Raw genomic sequence first — 19,963 nt, forward strand, 5'->3', positions numbered from 1 at the left:
GCGCAGAAGAGGCGCCGCTCAGCGGCGGCGCCGTCTCGATGGGCGGTTTATAGGCGGGACCCCTTTCTCCTGTCAACGCGCTTTTTGAAAGTTTTTCGACAAAAATGAGTTCTGCAATAAATCCAGAGACTTAAGACGAAAGGATAAGTCCGGAACCTCGAATGGGCTGCTGTCGGACCGATTTCCGGACCCTTTCACCGGCCCCTTTCAGGCTGCCCTGCCCCAAGGCCGCTGGAAAGGCCCTGTCGGACGCGGTCTCAGGACAGAGAAGCCCCATCGCTCAGAGCCTCCGCCAGGAAGGCGCTCAGCGCCGCGACGGCAGCCGATGCACGCCCCGGTGCCAGATGCAGCGCGATCTCGGATGCCGGCAGGGCCGGCAGTCCGTGCTCGGCCCCCAGCAATTGCAGCCCAGGACGCGCCGTGCCTGCTTTGACCACCGTCAGCGCCACGCCGGAAGCCGCCATCGCCTCGACGGCGCCGATGCTGGATGACGAGAACAGGACCCGCCAGCTCAACCCAGTTTCGTTCAAGGCGGCGAGGGCCCATTCGCGAAACATGTTGGGCGCCTTCAGGAGGGCGAGCTGCAACGGCTCTTCAAGCGTGAAGGTGATGCGATCCGAGCAGGCCCAGGCTGTCTGCTCCTTGCGCAGCACCTCACCGCGCCCGTCTCCGGCCTTCTGGGTCGCGAGCACCAGGTCGAACTCCTCGCCGAGACTGTTCAGGAGATCGCGGGTGAAGCCGGTCGTGACTTCCAGTTCGACATCCGGGTGCGAGCGGGCGAAGCGCGCCAGTGTCTCCGGCAGGACGATGGTAGCGTAGTCGTCCATCACCGCGAGCCGGACCCGGCCGCTGACGCTCTGGGCATTGATGACGTCGAGCGCCTCGTCATGCAGTGCGACGATGCGGCGGGCATAGCCAAGGAACTGTTCGCCCGCGCGCGTGAGAAGAACTTCGTGGGGCGAGCGCTGCAGCAGGGTCTGACCGGCCAGCTCCTCCAGGCGGCGGATCTGGGAGCTGACGGTCGATTGGCTGCGGAACAGCCCAGCGGCAGCGCGCGTGAAGCTCCTGAGCTCCGCGACCGTGACGAAGCTGCGCAGCAGGTCGACGTCGATATTGCGCAGCATGGCGCGGCGTCCTCACCTCATAGCCAACAGGCGAGAGCCGTTATGGCAATTCGGAAACCATCTGTCCTCTAGGCCGGGCCGGGAGCCGCCATGCGCGACGCCGATCATGGAAATCGAAGAATTCAATTTTGTCGCAGGGCGCGTGGGCGATAGCGTATCGCCAACGGGACAAATCCGAGCCCGAGACCGGAGACGCTTAGCAATGCCTCGCTTGAGATCCGCCACCTCCACCCATGGCCGCAACATGGCCGGCGCCCGCGGCCTGTGGCGCGCCACCGGCATGAAGGACAGCGATTTCGGCAAGCCGATCGTCGCGGTGGTGAACTCCTTCACCCAGTTCGTGCCGGGCCATGTCCATCTCCAGGACCTGGGCCAATTGGTGGCGCGCGAGATCGAGAAGGCCGGTGGCGTCGCCAAGGAGTTCAACACGATCGCGGTCGATGACGGCATCGCGATGGGCCATGACGGCATGCTTTACAGCCTGCCCTCGCGCGAACTGATCGCCGACAGCGTCGAGTACATGGTCAATGCGCATTGCGCCGACGCGATGGTCTGCATCTCCAATTGCGACAAGATCACGCCCGGCATGCTGATGGCCTCGATGCGCCTGAATATCCCAACCGTCTTCGTCTCGGGCGGGCCGATGGAGGCCGGCAAGTTCATCGCCGAAGGCGTGCTCAAGAAGGTCGACCTCGTCGACGCGATGATCGCGGCGGCCGACGACAAGTACACGGACGAGCAGGTCGACGTGATCGAGCGCTCGGCCTGCCCGACCTGCGGCTCCTGCTCGGGCATGTTCACGGCCAATTCGATGAACTGCCTGACCGAGGCACTGGGCCTCGCTTTGCCGGGCAACGGCTCGACGCTCGCCACCCATGCCGACCGCAAGCGCCTCTTCGTCGAGGCCGGCCATCTGATCGTCGATCTCGCCCGCCGCTATTACGAGCAGGACGACGAGAGCGTGCTGCCGCGCAATGTCGGCTCGTTCAAGGCCTTCGAGAACGCGATGACGCTCGACATCGCCATGGGCGGCTCGACCAACACGGTGCTGCACCTGCTGGCGGCAGCGCATGAGGCCGAGATCGACTTCACCATGGCCGATATCGACCGGCTGTCGCGCCGCGTGCCCGTGCTGTGCAAGGTCGCGCCGGCCGTCGCCGACGTGCATATGGAAGACGTCCACCGCGCCGGCGGCATCATGGCGATCCTCGGCGAGCTCGACCGCGCCGGGCTGATCGATACCTCGCTGCCGACCGTCCATAGTGCAACGATGGCGGACGCGCTGACGCGCTGGGACATCACGCAGACCCAGAGCGAAGCGGTTCGCTCCTTCTATAGCGCAGCGCCCGGCGGCGTGCCGACCCAGACCGCGTTCAGCCAGGACCGGCGCTTCGCCGAACTCGACGCCGATCGCGAGAAGGGCGTGATCCGCAGCGCCGAGCATGCCTATTCGAAGGATGGCGGTCTTGCCGTGCTGTTCGGCAATATCGCGCTCGACGGCTGCATCGTGAAGACGGCGGGCGTCGATGCCTCGATCCTGAAATTCTCGGGCCCGGCCGTGATCTTCGAGAGCCAGGACGCGGCGGTCGACGGCATCCTCAACCGCAAGGTCAAGGAAGGCGATATCGTGCTGATCCGCTATGAGGGGCCGCGCGGCGGGCCGGGCATGCAGGAAATGCTCTATCCGACGAGCTATCTGAAATCGAAGGGGCTCGGAAAGGCCTGCGCGCTGGTCACCGATGGGCGCTTCTCCGGCGGTTCGTCCGGCCTCTCAATCGGCCATGTCTCGCCGGAAGCGGCAGAAGGCGGCGCGATCGGCCTGGTCGAGAGCGGCGACATCATCGCGATCGATATCCCCAACCGCACCATCTCGCTTCAGGTCTCCGACGAGGAGCTGGAACGCCGCCGTGCGGCGATGGAGGCCAAGGGCAAGGATGCCTGGAAGCCGGCTGCGCCGCGCAAGCGCAAGGTCTCGACCGCGCTGAAAGCCTACGCCGCGACGACCACCAGCGCCGCCAAGGGCGCGGTGCGCGTCGTCGACTAATTACGACAAGTCGCCCGGCCGTTCAGGCCGGGCGACTTCGCTAGATCGAAATTCTCCGCTCCCGGCGCGCGAAAAGACGTTTCTACCCTTTGCAGAAAAGCGGCCGGCCTGAGGGCAGAATAGCATTGCCCCGCCAATCACGATCCGCCTATTGAGCCTGCCATATATTTAAGCAGCCCAATCGGCGTCATGAGCTCCGTTCCTCCTTCCTCTCCGAAGCGCTCGCATTTCCGGCTCTTCGTGCCGATCCTGGCCGGCGCGACCTGGCGCGACCGTCTGGTTGCCTGCGTCGGTGCGCTTGTCTGCGTCGGCGCGACCGGGCTGATCTGCAGCCTGCTGCTCGGCAACGACCCACATCTGCCGCTCCTCGTGGCACCGATGGGCGCTTCGGCGCTGCTGCTCTTCGCGATCCCGTCGAGCCCGCTGGCTCAACCCTGGTCGATCGTCGGCGGCAACACCGTCTCCGCCCTGATCGGCCTTCTCGTCAGCCGCTATGTGCCAGAGCCAGCGGTGGCGGCGGGATGTGCGGTCGCGCTCGCGATCGCGGCAATGTCGCTACTGCGCTGCCTGCATCCGCCGGGTGGAGCGGCGGCATTGACCGCCGCGCTCGGCGGGCCGGCCGTCGCGGCCTACGGGCTCGGCTTCGCCTTCATCCCGGTCGGGCTCAATGCGCTGGTGCTGACCCTGCTCGGCATCGCCTTCCACCGTTTCTCCAGCCATAGCTATCCGCATCGCGCGCAGGCGCCGGCAAACGCTCACGGGACGAAGGACCCGCCCTCCGCACAGCGCGTCGGCTTCACCGAAGCCGATATCGACGCTGCGCTGAACGATGTCGGCGAGGCCTTCGACATCGACCGCGAGGATCTCGACCGGCTGCTGCGGCGCGTCGAACTGCACGCGCTCGCCCGCAAGCGCGACCTGCCGCGCTGCGCCGATATCATGTCCCGCGACCTGATCCGGGTCGACCAGCACGACGATATCGAGACCGCCCGCCGTTTGCTGCTCCACCATGCGGTGCGGACGTTGCCGGTCGTCGACCACGAGAACCGGGTGCTCGGCACGGTCGGCCTGCGCGAGCTCGCCCAGCCGGGCCCGCGCGTCCGCGACGTGATGTCCCCCGCCGTGATCGCACGCCCCGAAGAGCCGGCCGTGAACCTCATCGCCGCCCTCACCGATGGCCGCCATCACGCCGTGATCGTGGCTGACGACGAGGAGCGGCTGGTCGGCCTCGTCAGCCAGAGCGACCTCCTCGCCGTGCTGCTGCGCCCGCTGCGGCGCGAGGCGGCCTGACGAAAAAGCGGGTTCCCCTCTGCCGTCCTCCTGCTTTAGCCTTGAAGCGGGTCTCAACGGAGGAAACTTGATGCGGGCCGCGATCGTCGCCCTGAGCTGTCTTCTATCGCTGCCGGCCGCTGCTGCCGGCCCGTTCGGCAAGATCGTCGTCGGCAACTGGTCCGGCGGTACCTTCACCAACGACCAGACCGGCGCCTTCTCGCATTGCGCCGTCAGCGCCCGCTATAAGAGCGGCGTCACGATGCTGACCTCAGTGACCGCGCAATTCTCCTGGCTGCTTGGCTTCACGAAGCCGGAATGGAGGCTCAGAACCGGCGAGACGCTCAAGCTGCAGCTCGTCTTCGACCGCAGCTCGACCATCGACGTGACCGCCAACATCAAGTCGCCGACCCTCGTCACTATCGCCATGCCCGCGCAATCCGCCCTGATCAATGCCTTCCGGCAGGGGCGCTATCTCGAACTGGTCGCCAATGACGCGCGCTATACCTTCGCGCTGACCTCGACCGGCGAGATGCTGCCGGCGCTGGTCGAGTGCGTGAAGCAGAGCGCCAATGTGCGCGGCCCGGTCACACCCGGCGCGCCCGTCCAGGCTCAGACGCCCGAGGCGACGGAGAAGGAACGGGTGGCGCGGGCCGAGAAGAAGGTGCTGCTGGAGAAGACCCGCGACCTCATCCGCAGCAAGATGCTCGCCTGCATCGGCCGCGAGGGCGCGCCGATGCTGCTCACCGACGAGAAGGCCGAGGTCGTCGCCAAGGCCGCGATGCTGTTCTGCAAGGGCGATGTCGACGCCCTGACCAATGCCACGATAGAACTGATCGAGACCGAGGACGGCCGGCCGGCCAATCGTAGCGCCGTGCGCGACGCCGCCGAGAAGCGGGTCCAGGAGGTCGTGACGGCGCATGTCATCCGCACCCGCGGCGAGATGATCGGCAAAAGCCAGAGACCGGACAATCCGACGCCGAGCCGGCCGACCGATTCCGGCTCGCGCCCGTCGCAATCGCTCTAGAAACGGAAAACGCCGCACCTTCCGGTGCGGCGTTCCGAGAAACCACGATCCAGCCGAGGATCAACCCTTCAGCTTGGTGTTGCACTGGCTCCAGTAGCCGCCGCCCTTCTCGATCCACTTCAGGTCGCCATTGGCGTTAGCCGCCTTGTTGGCGTTGTACTGATCGACGCAGGTCTTGAGACGCGCCTTGCCGGCGGTCTCGCTCGAATACTTCTGCGACACGGCCTTCGGGAAGACGGCTGCCTTCGCCTTACCGGCCGGCATCGCGGCGGGCTTGGCGGCCGGGGCAGCAGCCGTGGCCGAAGCGGCGGGCGCGGCAGCGGCAGGCTTCGCCGGCTCGGCCGGCATCGCAGCCGCGGCCTCATCATCATTGGCGTCGTCGTCGCCGCACTGAGCCTTGCGGAAGTCGTTCCACTTCTGGCCCTTCAGCGTATTGGCCTTCTTGGCGTCCTGATACTTGACGCTGCATTCCTTCATCGTCAGCGCCGAAGCCGGCGCCACGGAGAAGGAGACAAGCGCGAAGGCCGATGCGGATGCGAGAATGAGAGTCCTGAACATGGCGTTCTCCATGGCAAAGCGTGCTGCCGCCGACCGGCATGCCACTCCGATTTGCGCCCCGAAGCAAGCCCCTCCGGCGCGTGAGCAATGCTTCCGATCACAAGATGTTCCTTTTCGGGCAGATTTCCGTTTCGTAAGCGCCGCGGAAAACAAACTCGCTGGCCGCGCCCTTGCGATAAGACGCCGTTTCCCTGCTATATGATGGCCCACCGAACCGCTGGAGACGACATGGCACGGCCGTCAGACGCCGCGAAAGACCGCGAGCTCATCCGCATCCTCACCGAGAATGCCCGCCTGCCACTGTCCGAGATCGCCAAGCAGCTCGGCGTCTCCCGGGCGACGGCACAGGGACGGCTCAGCCGGCTCGAGCGGGACGGCGTGATCGCCGGCTACACCACGATCCTCGGCAAGGCGAGCCGGCCGGCGACCACGATCTCAGCGCTGATCCTGATCGAATTGGAGATGAAACAGCAGGGCGGCGTGGTCGCAGCACTGAAGAAGCGACCGGAAATCGTGCAATGCCACACGCTGAGCGGGCATTTCGATCTTTCGGTGAAGATCGAGTGCGAGACCTCCAGCGATCTCGATACGATCATCGATTGGATCGCGGAGATGGAAGGCGTGCGCCGGACCACCTCCTCCGTGATTCTGGCCCGCAAATTCGAACGCTGAAGGCGTCGGCGCGAGGCCTCAGAGGTTTCCCGTCGCCTTCTCTCATATCCCATCGAATTGCAGCATCATAACCCATTCCTTCGACGATCCGTCCGTTAAAGCCTGCGCAGCTTGCGGCGATGATCCGCGTCGAGGGGGAGGCTCCTGGCCGACCCGACACCCACCAGGAGATCGCAAGATGACCATCCAGAAGCGCATTGCCGTGCTCGGCGCCGGCCAGATCGGCGTCATCATCGCCGGCATGCTGGCCGAGCAGGGCCATCAGGTAACGCTGGCCGACGCCTCTGCCGCCCAGCTCAAGCACGCTGCTGACGGCCGCTTTGCTACCGAAACCGTCGATGCCGCGAATCTCGACGCGCTGCGCGCCTTCCTCAAGGACCGCGATATCGTCGTCAGCGCCTGCCCGTATTTCCTCAACAAGGGCATCGCCAAGGTCGCGGCCGAGACCAAGACCCATTATTTCGACCTGACCGAGGACGTCGCCACCACCGCCTATATCAAGGAGCTCGGCGAGACCTCCGATGTCGCGCTCGTCCCGCAATGCGGCCTGGCCCCCGGCTTCATCTGCATCCTCGGCGCCGATATGGCCGCGCGCTTCGAGAACGTCCGCGCCATCAAGATGCGCGTCGGCGCGCTGCCGCTCTATCCGACCAATGCGCTGCGCTACAACGTGACCTGGTCGGTCGATGGCCTGATCAACGAGTACTGCAACCCCTGCGAGATCGTCTTCGACGGCCAGCCGACCCTGGTGCCGGCGCTGGAAGGCATCGAGAGCGTGATGATCGACGGCGTCGCCTACGAGGCGTTCAATACCTCGGGCGGCCTCGGTACGCTGACCGAGACGCTCGCCGGCAAGGTGCGCAACATGAGCTACAAGACGCTGCGCTATCCCGGCCATGCCGAGATCATGAAGCTCCTGCTGCGCGACCTCGACCTCGCCGACGACCGCGAGACCTTGCGCCGCATCCTGACGCATTCCGCGCCCTTCACCCGCAAGGACGTGGTCGTGATCTTCGTGACCGGCGTCGGCGAGCGCCGCGGCCGTCTCGAGGAGGAGAGCGTCGTGCTGCGCTATGACGGCAATGACGAGCTCGGCGCGATCCAGCTCACCACCGCCGCCGGCTGCGTCGCGATGGTCGAGCTCTTCCTCGCTGGCAAGCTGCCCGCCAAGGGCTTCGTGCGCCAGGAAGACGCCGTTCTCGCCGATTTCCTCGCGACCAAGGCCGGCGCCCGGCTGGTCGGCGAGGCCCGCGGCGTCGATGCCGCCGGCCTCGTGCCGACCGTCGCGATCAAGAGCGCCGCCTGAGCGCCCGCGCCTTCCCCGGTCAGGCTCTGCCCGTCAGAGCCTGACGCCCAGACAGCGCAATTCGGCGCGCAGGTCGATGGGCTCGACGAAATGGACGGCCCGCATGCCGGCGGCGCGGGCCCCCGCCACGTTCTTCTTGCTGTCATCGACGAAGATGCAGTCCCCGGCCTTCAGGCCGTAGCGATCGAACAGCACCTCGTAGATCGCGCGTTCCGGCTTCAAGAGCCGCTCATGCGCTGAAACCACGACGCCATCGAAGCTCTGCAGGAACGGGAAGCGGATCAGGCATTCCGCCCATTTCTCGCGCGAGAAATTGGTGATGGCGTAGACCTTCTCGCCTTGCCCCTTCAATTCCTCCAGCACCGCGACGCTGTCGGCGATGGTATGGGGCACGCTGTCGTGCCAGCTCTCGTCGAAGGCGCGGATCTCCCGCTCCCATTCCGGGTGTTGCTTGACCAGCAGCGCCACGCCCTCCTCCCAGGAGCGGCCGCGATCCTGCTCCAGATTCCAGTCGCCGGTGCAGATGTTCTGCATGAACCAGTCGAGCCGCTCGGGCTCCGGGATCAGCGAGCGATAGATCAATCGGGCATCCCAGCGCAGCAGGACGTTGCCGACATCGAAGACGACGGTGGGGGTGCTGGAAGCCATGGTCGTACTCGGTTGAAAGGGCCGGCAGGACAACCCATTCACGCCCTTGTGTCCAGATGTGCAGGACAGGGGTGGACCCCATCGTCTATGCCGGGGTCATGAGCACGCGCACAGAAAACCGTCCTCTGCGGACATGGCTGCCATGGACCGACCGGCAGGGGCGGCTCTCGGCCTTACGGGCTACCGCCTTCGCACTGCTCTTCGTGCCGGCGCTGATGCTGCTCCACGCCGCCTGGATGCACCAGCTCGGCTCGAAGCCTTGGACCCAGGCGATCCACCAGACCGGGGACTGGACGGTGCGGATCCTCATCGCCACGCTGGCGGTCTCGCCATTCCGGCGGCTGTTCGACTGGAGCAAGCTGATCGGCATCCGCCGCATGCTCGGCCTCGGCGTCATGGCCTATGCGCTCGGCCATCTCGCGCTCTACTGCATCGACATGGCCTTCGACTGGGGGCTGGTCGTCTCCGAGATCGTCAAGCGCTTCTACCTGACGATCGGCTTCGTCGCGCTTCTCGGCCTCGTCGCGCTGGGCGCCACTTCGACCGACGGCATGATCCGCCGGCTCGGCAAGAACTGGCAGCGCCTGCACAATCTCGTCTATCCGATCGCGCTGCTGGCGCTGCTGCATTTCGCGCTGCAATCGAAGATCGACGTCACCGAGCCGGTGCTGATGAGCGGACTTTTCATCCTCCTCCTGCTCTATCGCGGCCTGTATCGCTGGAAGCTGCCGATCTCGATGCCGGTCCTTGCCGGCACGGCGCTTCTCGCGGGACTGCTCACAGCATGCCTCGAAGCCGGCTGGTATGCGGTGACATCGGGCGTCTCGGCCTGGCTCGTCTTCCAGGCCAATGCCGACATCCTGATCTATCAGGACTACGCCTCGATCCGGCCGGCGCATTGGGTCGCGCTCGCCGGGCTCGCTGTGACGCTCGGCCATGGCCTGCGCGCCCGCAAGGCCCGCCCGCCCCGGCAGGCACGCCAGACCGCTGCTGCCCGCGCGGCGTGAAAAGAAAAACTTTCCAAGTTTCGACATCTTCCAGATGGAAAGGGTTTCCCCCTCCAGCACTCATGCTCTAACCCTATGACATGCCTGACGACCAGCACGCCCAGCCCACGGCCGATGTCGTAGAAGCCGAGCTCGCTTCGGAGGGCATCAAGCCCTCGCAGGCTCGGGTTTCGCCCTTCGTTCCATTACAACAGCCGATCTTCCGCGCCGTCTGGTTCGCCAGCCTCGCCTCGAATTTCGGCGGCCTCGTGCAATCGGTCGGCGCCTCCTGGATGATGGCCTCGATCTCACCCTCGGCCGAGCTGGTGGCGCTGGTCCAGGCCTCGACGACCTTGCCCGTGATGCTGTTCTCGCTGGCGGCCGGCGCCATCGCCGATAATTACGACCGACGCCGGATTCTGCTGATCGCCCAGGCCTTCATGCTGGTGGTCTCGATCGGACTTGCGATCTGCGCCTGGTTCGGCCTGATCACACCCTGGCTGCTGCTGACCTTCACCTTCCTGATCGGCTGCGGCACGGCGCTCAACAATCCCGCCTGGCAATCCTCGGTCGGCGACATGGTTCCGCGCCGCGACGTGCCGGCCGCGGTGACGCTGAACAGCGTCGCCTTCAACATCGCCCGCAGCGTCGGCCCTGCGATCGGCGGCGCGATCGTCGCGGCGGCGGGGGCCGTCGCCGCCTTCGCCATCAATGCGGTCAGCTATATCCCGCTGCTGATCGTGCTGGCGCGCTGGTCGCCGCCGAAGGTCGAGCGCCTGCTGCCGCGCGAGACGCTGCTGATCGCGATGGGCGCGGGCATTCGCTATGTCGCGATGTCCCCGAATATCCGCACCGTCACGCTGCGCGCCTTCGTCTACGGCTTCGGAGCGATCGTGGGGCTAGCACTGCTGCCGCTGATCGCGCGCGATCTCGTGCGCGGCGGCCCGCTGACGTACGGCGTGCTGCTCGGCGCGTTCGGTGCTGGCGCCGTTGGAGGCGCTTTCATGAGCGCGCGCTTGCGCCGGGCGATGAGCACGGAGGCGCTCGTCCGTTCGACCTTCATCGCCTATGCCTGCGGCGTCACGCTCATCGCCTTCAGCAAGACGATCTGGCTGGCCATGGCGGGCCTGTGCGTTTGCGGTGCCTGCTGGGTGCTGGCACTCTCGACCTTCAACGCGACGGTGCAGCTCTCCGCGCCGCGCTGGGTCGTCGGCCGGGCGCTGGCGATGTACCAGATGGCGACCTTCGGCGGCATGGCGATGGGCAGTTGGGCCTGGGGCCGCTCGGCCCAGCATTTCGGCGTCGAGAAGGCGCTGCTGATGTCGGCCACCGTTCTGCTCGCCGGTGCGGTGATGGGTCTGCGCTACCGCCTGCCGCCGCTCGAGGAGCTCAATCTCGATCCGCTCAGCCGCTGGCGCGAACCCAAGGTCGCGGTCGATATCGAGCCGCGCTCCGGCCCGGTGATCGTGACCATCGAATACATCATCAAGCCCGAGGACGTCGTCGCCTTCCTGACGGTGATGGCGGAGCGCCGGCGCATCCGCCGCCGCGATGGCGCCCGGCACTGGACGCTGCTGCGCGACCTGACCGATCCGACGCTCTGGATCGAGCGCTATGACAGCCCGACCTGGGTCGAATATGTCCGCCAGAACCAGCGCGTCACCCAAGCCGATGCCGAGATCGGCGAGCAGGTCCGCGCGCTGCATAGCGGGCCGAACCCGCCGGTGGTCCACCGCATGATCGAGCGTCAGACGGCCTCGCTGCCGCAACTGACGCCGAGCCGGACGCCGACGCTCGCCGACTCGCTCAACGACCCCGCGCGGCCGGCCTGAGACAGTCCGTCATGGTCGGGCTTGCCCCGACCATCCACATCTTCTCCACCGAGAGCAGTGTTCAAGAGGTGGATGCTGGCCACAAGGGCGAGCATGACGGGAGCGGGAATGACGCGCGGATCTCCGCCTTGATCAGCCGACGATCCAGAGACCGGCGAAGCCGACCAGCCCGACGATGATCCGCCACCAGGCGAAGAACGCAAAACCGCGCTTGGAGACGAAATCGAGGAAGCTGCGCACCACGATCAGCGCCGAGACAAAGGCGGCGACGAAGCCGATGACGATCAGGATGCCGTCGTTGAAGGTCAGGAACTTGTAGCTCTTGAGGAGATCATAGGCGAAGGCGCCCGCCATGGTCGGCATGGCCAGGAAGAAGGAGAACTCGGCCGCGGCGCGCTTGCTGGCGCCGAGCAACATGGCGCCGACGATGGTCGAGCCCGAGCGCGACACGCCGGGCACCATCGCCAAGCACTGGATCAGCCCGATCTTGAAGTACATCGGCAGCGGGAAGGTGGTAGCGTCCGTATATTTCTCCTGCAGCTCCAGCTCGTCGACGACGAGCAGGATCAGGCCGCCGGCAACCAGTGTGCAGCAGACGATGAAGGGATTGAACAACACCCCCTTGATGAAGCCGTGCAGCAACGCGCCGACCACCGCCGCCGGCAGGAAGGCGATGAGGACGCCGATGACGAAGCGTCTTGCCGAGGGGTCACTGGGAATGCGCAAGGCGATGTCGAGCAGGCGGCGGAAATAGACCAGCAGGATGGCCAGGATCGCGCCGAGCTGGACCAGGACCTCGAAGGTCTTGCCGTTCGATTCGAAGCCAAGGAAATGGCCTAGCAGCAACAGATGCCCGGTCGAGGAGACCGGCAGGAACTCGGTGAGGCCCTCGACGATACCGAGGACGAAGGCTTCGATCAGGTTCTGCATGGAAGGCTTTCCTCGCGCGAATCAGGCGGCCCGGGCATCGGCCCGCGCCAGCCTGCCGCCGGCTTACGCCCAGCTCTTTGCAAATTGGTTACCACTTCGCGAAGCAGGCTTCGTAAATTGCGGACATCGCCGTCATCGCGGGTTGTGGCGTTTTTCCGGCATGATTATAGCAAGCCGCCGTCGCCTATCGGGTCGCCGCAAGCCCGACGGCCCTGCTTCCGTCGCATTTTGCCTGCTTCACAGTCCTCATGAGTGCCATGGCGACCCTTTATCATTATCCGCTATGCCCGCATTCGCGTTTCATCCGCCTCGCGCTCAGCGAGTTCGGCATGGAGGCCGAACTGGTCGAGGAACGCGTCTGGGAGCGCCGGCGGGAGTTCATCGAGCTCAACACCGCAGGCACGACGCCGGTCTTCCAGGAGCAGAACGGGCTCGCCGTGCCCGGCGCCGGGCCGATCGCGGAATATCTCGACGAGACGCGAGGCCTCGCGCTCGGCGATCGCCGCCTGCTGCCGGAAGGGCCGGGCGAGCGCGTCGAGGTGCGCCGCCTGCTCGACTGGTTCAACATCAAGTTCCATGACGAGATCACCAGCCCGCTCGTGCTGGAAAAGGTGATGAAGCGCTTCATGAGCCGCGACGAGGGTGGCGGCCCGCCGGAGATGAGCGCGATCCGCGCGGCACGCGCCAATGTGCGCTATCATCTGCGCTATATCTCCTGGCTGCTGGCCAAGCGGAACTGGCTCGCGGGCCCCGAGCTGAGCTATGCCGACCTCGCGGCGGCGGCGCATCTCTCCTGCGTCGACTATCTCGGCGACGTGCCCTGGGACGAGGATGAGGCGGCTCGCGCATGGTATGCGAGGATCAAGTCGAGACCGAGCTTCCGGCCGCTCCTGAGCGACCGTGTGCCGGGCATGGCTCCGAGCGCCCATTACGACAATCTGGATTTTTGAACGCCGAGAAGCTCAAGCGCGCCGTCTCTGAACGGGCGCGGGACGAGGGTTTCGCGGTGATGCGCGTCGCCTCGGCCGATGCGATCCCGCAAGCGCCGGAACGACTCGAGACCTGGCTCGCCAATGGCTATCAGGGCGAGATGGGCTGGATGGAGGAGCGCCGCGATCAGCGCGCCGATCCGCGCCAGCTCTGGAGCGAGGTCCGCTCCGTCGTGATGCTCGGCATGAACTATGCCGGCGAGGGCGATCCGCTCGCTATCCTGGCTCAGACCGATAAGGCGGCGATCTCGCTCTACGCGCGTCGGCGCGACTATCACGATGTCATCAAGGGCAAGCTGAAGAGCGTCGCCGGCCTGCTGGCGGCGCGCGGCGGCGCCGACGTCAAGGTCTTCGTCGATACTGCCCCCGTCATGGAGAAGCCGCTGGCGCAGGCGGCAGGCCTCGGCTGGCAGGGCAAGCACACCGTCCTGGTCTCGCGCGAGCATGGCTCCTGGCTGCTGTTGGGAGCGATCTACACCACCGCCGAATTGCCGGCCGACGAAGCCGAGCGCGACCATTGCGGCTCCTGCCGGCGCTGCCTCGATATCTGCCCGACCGATGCTTTTCCCGCGCCCTACCAGCTCGATGCGCGGCGCTGCATCGCTTATCTCACCATCGAGCATGCCGGCCATATCGATGCAAGCCTGCGGCCCGGCATCGGCAACCGCGTCTTCGGCTGCGACGATTGCCTCGCCGTCTGCCCCTGGAACAAGTTCGCCGCAGCGGCGCAGGAAACACGGCTCGCGCTCAAGGACGAGCTCGACGGGCTCGATCTTGCCGCGCTCGCCCGGCTCGACGATCCTGCCTTCCGCACGCTCTTCGCGGGGACGCCGGTGAAACGGACCGGGCGCGACCGCTTCCTGCGCAATGTGCTGATCGCGATCGGCAACAGCCGCCGGCCCGAGCTGATAGATAGCGCCCTGCCCCATCTCGCCGATCCTTCGCCGCTCGTCCGCGCCATGGCGGTCTGGGCGCTGGGCCGGCTCGATGTCGATCATGGCCGACAACTTGCCATCGCTCGCATTGGCGATGAGAACGATCCACAGGTGCGCGCCGAATGGCATGCGCTCCTGCCCCAGACGGAAGATGCCGCATGAACATCCTGATCCTCGGCCTCGGCTATTCAGCCGGGTTCTTCGCGCGCGCAGCGCTGGCGCGGGGCTGGGAGGTGAGCGGCACCGTTCGCTCGGCCGAGAAGGCGGCGGAACTCAGCCGCGATGGCATCCGGACGCTGGTCTTCGGCGGCTTCGCGGTCTCGCCGGCGCTGACCAAGGCTGTGGCGGAGGCCGATGCCGTGCTGGTCTCGGTGCAGCCGGCGGAGGATGGCGACCCAGCTCTCGGGCCGTTGCGCGCCGCGCTGATGGCGGCTCCGAACCTGCGCTGGATCGGCTATCTCTCGACGATCGGCGTCTATGGCGACCAGGGCGGCGCCTGGATCGGCGAGGACACGCCGTCGGCTCCGACCAATGCCCGCACGCGCCAGCGCGTCGATATCGAGGAAGCCTGGCTTCAACTCGGCCGCGACAGCGGCAAGCCCGTGCAGATCTTCCGCCTGTCAGGCATCTATGGCCCCGGCCGCAACGCCATCACCAAGCTTCGGAACGGTACAGCGAACCGGCTGATCAAGCCCGGACAGATCTTCAACCGCATCCATGTCGACGATATCGCGGGCGTATTGATGGCCTCGCTGGCGCAGCCGCGCCAGGGCGCGATCTACAATGTCACCGATGACGAGCCAGGCCCGCCGCAGGATGTCATCACCTTCGCGGCCGAATTGACCGGCCTGACGCCGCCGCCCGAAATCCCGTTCGAGCAGGCCAAGCTCTCACAGATGGCGGCGAGCTTCTATGGCGAGAGCAAGCGCGTCTCGAACGCGCTGGTGAAGCGGGAATTCGGCTATGCCTTCCGCTATCCGACCTATCGCGAGGCGCTCCGCGACTTGGCGGCGGCCGGCGAATAGCCTGCTTCAGGCCGCGTGGCGCGGGCCTTCGCCGCCGTAATAGTCGGCATAGCGCTTGTCGATGGCCGAGACCGGCAGCACGACCAGTACGTCGGTGGTGCCGAACTGGCGGTCGATCACGGCGCCGGTGCCGAAGCGGGCGCCGATGCGCAGGTAGCCCTTGATCAGCGGCGGCAACTGCTTGAGGGCGAGCTTGGCATCCACCATCTCGGGCGGCAGGCGATCCATACCGACGAACTGGTCGGTATGCGCCGCCGCGGCCCACTCGCCCTCCGAGCGCGCCTGATGGTGCAGGAAGCTCAAGGGCAGCGCGAGGGCATCGGGGTCAGTGCCGTCGAAGGAGGCGCAGCCGAACATCGCATCGATGCGGTGATGCTGGAGATAGGCCCAGATGCCCGACCAGAGCAATTCGACCGTCCGCTTGGTGCGATAGGGCTTCAGCACGCAGGAGCGGCCGAGCTCGAGGAAGCGGCCGCCGGGATGGCGCGCCAGCATCGGTCCGAGATCGAACTCGCTCTGGGTATAGAAGCCGCCGAGCCGCTCGGCAGCGCTCTGGCGCATCAGGCGATAGGTGCCGACGACCTTGGGCTTGATGCCGCCGAAGCGGCCGCGCGCAGCGTGGTCGATCACGAGAAGATGGTCGCAGGCCTTGTCGAAGCGATCGGCATCACGGCGGAACATCCGCGAGATCACATCGGGCTTGGCCGACATTTCCTGGTAGAAGACGCGATAGCGCAGACGCTGCGCCCGCCAGATCTCGCGCGGTCCCCGCGCCAGCCGCACTTCGAGCGAGCCGATTCGTCCGAGCGTGCCCGACAACGGCGGCGTTTCATCGATCTCGGCGCCCGACCGGCGCATGGCCCCACCCTTCATCAATATCAACGGGGCGAAGCGCGAGAACGGATTGCCGGCTGAAAATCGGCTGGGCAGCGCGTTCTTGCTTCCAGAAACGTGCAATGCCATCGCTTCTCTCATCTCCCGCCGCTACCGGCATGAGGTAGGCTTGCTCCGCTGATCTTACAACTTCGCGACGAAACTGCGTCGGAGCGATGACGGTCGTCAAGCCGTGAGACTGCCGGCCGAGCCCCGCGACAGGCGCTCCAGCCAGCGCAGCAGGGCCTCGCGCTCCAGTGGTTTCGCCAGGCAATCATCCATGCCGGCCGCAAAAGCGGCCGCCTTATCGGCTGCGGAGACATTCGCCGTGACCGCGACCAGCGGCAATGTCGCAGCACGGCCCAGGCGCTTCTCCAGCGAGCGGATGGCGCGGGCGCAATCGAGCCCGGTCATCACGGGCATGCGGACATCGAGGAGAGCGAGGGCTAGCGGCGGGGCAGCGCCGGCAAAACTGGCCTCGACCCGCCGCAAGGCCTCGCGCCCGTCGCGCGCCCAGATCGCCGTGCAGCCGAAACGCTCCAACGTGCGCGTGGCGAGCAAAGCATTGATCTCGTTGTCCTCGGCGACCAGCACCGTAAGGCCCGCGCCGGGCTGACGAACCAGTGTCGCAGCGCGCGCGGCCGGCCCGCCGGAAGCCGAAGGCCCAGGCTGGAGCGGATTGCCAAGGCGCTCGTAGAGCGAGCGCGTCCGCACCGGCTTGATCAGGAACCCGGAAAATCCCGCTTCCCGAGGCGATCCGAACTGCCGGCGCGCATGCGGCGAGAGCAGGATCAGGCAATCGCCAATGCCGGACGCGGCGACCGCCTCCGCGAGCTCTTTTGCCGGCATATCGCCAAGCGCATGATCGACCAACACGGCCGTGATGGTGCTCTGCGCGCCCAGTTTTGCGCGTGCGGCCTCAACCGTGCCGGCAATGGAGACAGTAGCACCCGTCGGGCGGATCGTCTCGGCCAGGAAGCGGGCCGCGAAAGGCGCCGGCGAAACGAGTAGGACATGATGCTGCGGCCAGTGCGGGATCCGCGGCTCCGGCGCGTCGAACGCCGTCACGAGCGGCAGTGTGACACGGAAGGTCGCGCCCTCGCCGAGCCGGCTTTCGGCGAAGACTTCGCCAGCCATCAGGCGTGCAAGCCGGCGGACGATCGCGAGGCCGAGCCCGGTGCCGGCCTGCCCCGCGGCGGCGCCATGATCGATCTGTTCGAACTCGCCGAAGATGGTCTCGAGTCGATCGGCCGGAATACCCGGCCCGGTATCGGCGACGGTGATCTCGAGGTACTCTCCCGCGCGGGCCAGGCTCAGGCCGACGCCGCCGACCTCCGTGAACTTCACGGCATTGCCGACGAGATTCAGCAGGATCTGCCGCAGGCGGTCGCGGTCGCCGACCAGCCGCGCCGGCAGGTCCGGCGCGATATGGGCAGCAAGCTCCAGCCCCTTGGCCTGCGCACGCGGCGCCATCAATTCCGCGACGGTCTCGACGAGCTGCACCATGTCGAAGGGTTCGGCGACCAGTTCCAGCCTGCCGGCCTCGACCTTGGCGAAGTCGAGAATGTCGTCGACCAGCGCCAGCAAGGCCTCGCCCGAGGTGCGCAAGGCCGCGACATAGGTCGCCTGCTCGGCATCGGGGCCGGTATCGGTCAGGAGATCGGCCATGCCGAGAATGCCGTTGAGCGGCGTGCGGAATTCATGGCTGACCGTCGCCAGGAAGCGCGACTTCGCCTCGTTCGCGGCCTCGGCCCGCGCCCGCGCCTCGACCAGCGCATCCTCCCCGGCAATGCGGGCCGAGATGTCGCGGCCGACGCGCTGGATCAGCGTGCGGCCGTCGGGACCGGGCACGGCGGTCTCGATCCAGGAAATCCAGCGCTCGCCCTCATGGGTCGCGAGGCATTCGTCGAAGCTGCGGGCACCGCCTTCCAGCAGCACGAGCGGACGGCTGGCGAGCTGCGGCAGCAGCATCTCGCTGCCGACGAGGTCCTGCTCCCCAGCGCCGAACAGGGCGGCGTAGGCCCGATTGGCATAGACGATCCGCGCGCCGTCGCGCCGGACGATCAGATCGCCCTGTGCCTCGATCAGGCTGCGGTAACGCTCCTCGCTGTCGGCGAGCGTCCAGAGCCGGTCATTGAGCGCCTCAGCGTCATGGACGAGCGCAGTCACCTGCCGACGCAGATCGCCGCGCTGGCGCAGCAGCCAGAGGACGGCCCATGCCGTCAGGAGAAGGAGCGCCGCGAGGGCGGGGCCGAGCCATGACCAGATCGAAGAAGCCATGCCCTCCGATCTACGCAGATCGCCTTGAAAAAGCCGCCTGGGAAAACCGCGAATTCGACCGATCGGGGGGCAGGATCGGTTAACCCTGAACCCTCAGGCGGCCTGGACGAGGTCCTCGCCACGCGCCCGATAGGACAGGGCTTCGGCGAGATGACGCCGGCCGACCTTCGCTTCGCCATCGAGATCGGCGAGGGTGCGCGCGACCTTGAGCACGCGGTGATAGGCGCGCGCGGTCAGGCGCAGCGCCTCGGCGGCATCCCGCAGCAGCGCGAGCCCGGCATTGTCCGGCCGCGCGACCTCCTCGATCACGGTGACCGGGCAGGCGGCATTGGTCATGACATGGCCGAGGCCGAGACCCTCGAAGCGCGTTGCCTGGATGCGGCGGGCGGCGGCGACACGCGCGGCGACCGTCGCGGAGCTCTCGCCCGCGGCAGGGCGGATCAGATCCGCCGCCGTCACGGCGGGCACGTCGATCGCGATGTCGATCCGGTCGAGCAGCGGGCCGGAAACGCGCGCCTGATATTGCGCCATGCAGCGATCGTTCGGCTGGCGGCGACAGGCATAGCCGGGTTCGGTCGCGCGGCCGCAGCGGCAGGGATTCATCGCGGCGACAAGCTGGAAGCGCGCTGGATAGACGACGCGGTGATTGGCGCGCGAGATCAGGACGTCGCCCGTCTCTATCGGCTGACGCAAGGCATCCAGCGCCTGCGGCTGGAATTCCGGCAATTCGTCGAGGAAGAGCACACCGTGATGCGCGAGCGAGACCTCGCCCGGCCGAGCCTGCAGGCCGCCGCCGACCAGCGCGGCCATCGAGGCCGAATGATGCGGCGCGCGAAAGGGCCGCCGGTCGGTCAGCGCGCCCTCGGCAAGCTGGCCGGCAACGGACAGGACCATCGAGACTTCGAGCAGCTCACGCGGCGAGAGCGGCGGCAGGATCGAGGGCAGACGGCTCGCCAGCATCGATTTGCCGGCGCCGGGCGGCCCGTTCATCAGCATGTCAAGGGTACTATTGTCGTCAAACATCCTTCAACCCCGTGAGGCGCGACGCGCGCGTCGCGGGTACAGGCTTTCTCCAAGAGGGTTGAACTTCAAAGCGCTGTGGCAGGCCGTTACGCCCCGCATATCCAGCCCGTAACCAATCATGCTTCCGCATGGGTTAGTGTCAACGGCGGAGCAAAAGCAGGCCAGTGCGGCGGAGTAAAAGCAGGCCACTTGCGTCGTGGATCGGCGGATATGGCAGGGGCCCCGATCGGGGCCCCTGCCATATCGCGCTGCCGAGGTGATCAGGGTGTGATCTCGCCGGTTTCGGGATCGGCTTCGTCGGGGGTGGCCTGGTTTTGCTCCGCCGTGTCGGAGGCACGCCGGCGGCCGGAGGATTGCCTAAGGCGATAGCTGTCGCCGTTTATGGCGAGGATGCTGACGTGGTGGGTCAGGCGATCGAGCAGCGCGCCGGTCAGGCGCTCGG

At 66.7% G+C, this 19,963-nt stretch carries 17 protein-coding genes and 1 pseudogene; 10 read left to right on the top strand and 8 right to left on the bottom strand.

Going from position 1 to position 19,963, the window contains the following annotated elements:
- Nucleotides 1-257 precede the first annotated feature (257 nt).
- A complete protein-coding gene (locus tag Q0Q36_RS22815) occupies nucleotides 258-1,124 on the bottom strand; it encodes a LysR substrate-binding domain-containing protein (RefSeq protein WP_293801752.1) in 867 nt (288 codons plus the stop codon).
- 202 nt (nucleotides 1,125-1,326) lie between these two features.
- On the opposite strand from Q0Q36_RS22815, the gene ilvD reads away from it, so the two are divergent.
- The 3 genes from ilvD (at nucleotide 1,327) to Q0Q36_RS22830 (ending at nucleotide 5,464) form a co-directional block, all read left to right on the top strand.
- Complete coding sequence (gene ilvD / locus Q0Q36_RS22820) at nucleotides 1,327-3,168, top strand: dihydroxy-acid dehydratase (RefSeq protein ID WP_293801754.1); 1,842 nt, start codon at nucleotides 1,327-1,329, stop codon at nucleotides 3,166-3,168.
- Nucleotides 3,169-3,357: 189 nt separating this feature from the next.
- Complete coding sequence (locus Q0Q36_RS22825) at nucleotides 3,358-4,458, top strand: HPP family protein (protein WP_293801756.1); 1,101 nt, start codon at nucleotides 3,358-3,360, stop codon at nucleotides 4,456-4,458.
- Between the two features lie 70 nt (nucleotides 4,459-4,528).
- Entirely contained in the window at nucleotides 4,529-5,464 is a 936-nt protein-coding gene (locus Q0Q36_RS22830; RefSeq protein ID WP_293801758.1) for a hypothetical protein, read from the top strand.
- Nucleotides 5,465-5,524: 60 nt separating this feature from the next.
- Here Q0Q36_RS22830 and Q0Q36_RS22835 read toward each other — a convergent pair whose 3' ends face one another.
- Nucleotides 5,525-6,022, bottom strand: coding sequence for a hypothetical protein (locus Q0Q36_RS22835; protein ID WP_293801760.1), 498 nt, complete (start codon nucleotides 6,020-6,022; stop codon nucleotides 5,525-5,527).
- Between the two features lie 228 nt (nucleotides 6,023-6,250).
- Here Q0Q36_RS22835 and Q0Q36_RS22840 point away from each other — a divergent pair, with 228 nt between their 5' ends.
- Together Q0Q36_RS22840 and Q0Q36_RS22845 are read left to right on the top strand one after the other, a co-directional pair.
- On the top strand, nucleotides 6,251-6,694 hold the full coding sequence (locus Q0Q36_RS22840; protein ID WP_199088603.1) for an Lrp/AsnC family transcriptional regulator: 444 nt from the start codon (nucleotides 6,251-6,253) through the stop codon (nucleotides 6,692-6,694).
- Between the two features lie 178 nt (nucleotides 6,695-6,872).
- Nucleotides 6,873-8,000: a saccharopine dehydrogenase C-terminal domain-containing protein gene (locus Q0Q36_RS22845; RefSeq protein ID WP_293801764.1), complete on the top strand. Its 1,128-nt coding sequence runs from the start codon at nucleotides 6,873-6,875 to the stop codon at nucleotides 7,998-8,000.
- 33 nt (nucleotides 8,001-8,033) lie between these two features.
- On the opposite strand, the gene Q0Q36_RS22850 is transcribed toward Q0Q36_RS22845, so the two are convergent.
- Entirely contained in the window at nucleotides 8,034-8,648 is a 615-nt protein-coding gene (locus Q0Q36_RS22850) for an HAD-IA family hydrolase (RefSeq protein WP_293801765.1), read from the bottom strand.
- A gap of 98 nt (nucleotides 8,649-8,746) precedes the next feature.
- On the opposite strand from Q0Q36_RS22850, the gene Q0Q36_RS22855 reads away from it, so the two are divergent.
- Both Q0Q36_RS22855 and Q0Q36_RS22860 read left to right on the top strand, forming a co-directional pair.
- Nucleotides 8,747-9,655 (top strand): sulfite oxidase heme-binding subunit YedZ, encoded by a 909-nt coding sequence (locus Q0Q36_RS22855; protein ID WP_293801767.1) that lies wholly within the window; start codon nucleotides 8,747-8,749, stop codon nucleotides 9,653-9,655.
- Between the two features lie 80 nt (nucleotides 9,656-9,735).
- Entirely contained in the window at nucleotides 9,736-11,466 is a 1,731-nt protein-coding gene (locus tag Q0Q36_RS22860) for an MFS transporter (protein WP_293801769.1), read from the top strand.
- 132 nt (nucleotides 11,467-11,598) lie between these two features.
- On the opposite strand, the gene Q0Q36_RS22865 is transcribed toward Q0Q36_RS22860, so the two are convergent.
- Nucleotides 11,599-12,396, bottom strand: coding sequence for an undecaprenyl-diphosphate phosphatase (locus Q0Q36_RS22865; protein ID WP_293801770.1), 798 nt, complete (start codon nucleotides 12,394-12,396; stop codon nucleotides 11,599-11,601).
- 257 nt (nucleotides 12,397-12,653) lie between these two features.
- Between Q0Q36_RS22865 and Q0Q36_RS22870 the strand changes: the two genes are divergently transcribed.
- Genes Q0Q36_RS22870 through Q0Q36_RS22880 form a run of 3 tightly spaced genes read left to right on the top strand, consistent with a single transcriptional unit; the run spans nucleotide 12,654 to nucleotide 15,345 of the window.
- A complete protein-coding gene (locus Q0Q36_RS22870; protein ID WP_265057356.1) occupies nucleotides 12,654-13,346 on the top strand; it encodes a glutathione S-transferase family protein in 693 nt (230 codons plus the stop codon).
- The gene (gene queG, locus Q0Q36_RS22875; protein WP_293801772.1) at nucleotides 13,343-14,482 is read left to right on the top strand and encodes a tRNA epoxyqueuosine(34) reductase QueG; all 1,140 of its coding nucleotides are present in this window, start codon (nucleotides 13,343-13,345) and stop codon (nucleotides 14,480-14,482) included. Before Q0Q36_RS22870 ends, queG begins: the two co-directional genes overlap by 4 nt.
- Nucleotides 14,479-15,345: an SDR family oxidoreductase gene (locus tag Q0Q36_RS22880; protein ID WP_293801774.1), complete on the top strand. Its 867-nt coding sequence runs from the start codon at nucleotides 14,479-14,481 to the stop codon at nucleotides 15,343-15,345. The genes queG and Q0Q36_RS22880 overlap by 4 nt, the downstream gene beginning before the upstream one ends.
- Nucleotides 15,346-15,351: 6 nt before the next feature.
- Here the strand turns inward: Q0Q36_RS22880 and Q0Q36_RS22885 are convergent, their stop codons facing one another.
- The 4 genes and pseudogenes from Q0Q36_RS22885 to Q0Q36_RS22900 form a co-directional block, all read right to left on the bottom strand.
- Nucleotides 15,352-16,203, bottom strand: coding sequence for a GNAT family N-acetyltransferase (locus Q0Q36_RS22885; RefSeq protein ID WP_293801776.1), 852 nt, complete (start codon nucleotides 16,201-16,203; stop codon nucleotides 15,352-15,354).
- 201 nt (nucleotides 16,204-16,404) lie between these two features.
- Nucleotides 16,405-18,498 carry an ATP-binding protein gene (locus tag Q0Q36_RS22890; RefSeq protein WP_293801778.1) on the bottom strand — a complete coding sequence of 698 codons (2,094 nt, stop codon included), beginning with the start codon at nucleotides 18,496-18,498 and terminating at the stop codon, nucleotides 16,405-16,407.
- Nucleotides 18,499-18,591: 93 nt separating this feature from the next.
- A pseudogene (locus Q0Q36_RS22895) lies at nucleotides 18,592-19,497 on the bottom strand (YifB family Mg chelatase-like AAA ATPase); the annotation flags it as partial.
- Nucleotides 19,498-19,781: 284 nt separating this feature from the next.
- Nucleotides 19,782-19,963 (bottom strand): ATP-binding protein (locus Q0Q36_RS22900; RefSeq protein WP_293801780.1); only part of this gene is annotated, 182 nt, incomplete at its 5' end.

Origin of the sequence: uncultured Allobosea sp., assembly GCF_945957345.1 — a bacterium.
In the GTDB taxonomy this organism is placed as follows: domain Bacteria; phylum Pseudomonadota; class Alphaproteobacteria; order Rhizobiales; family Beijerinckiaceae; genus Allobosea.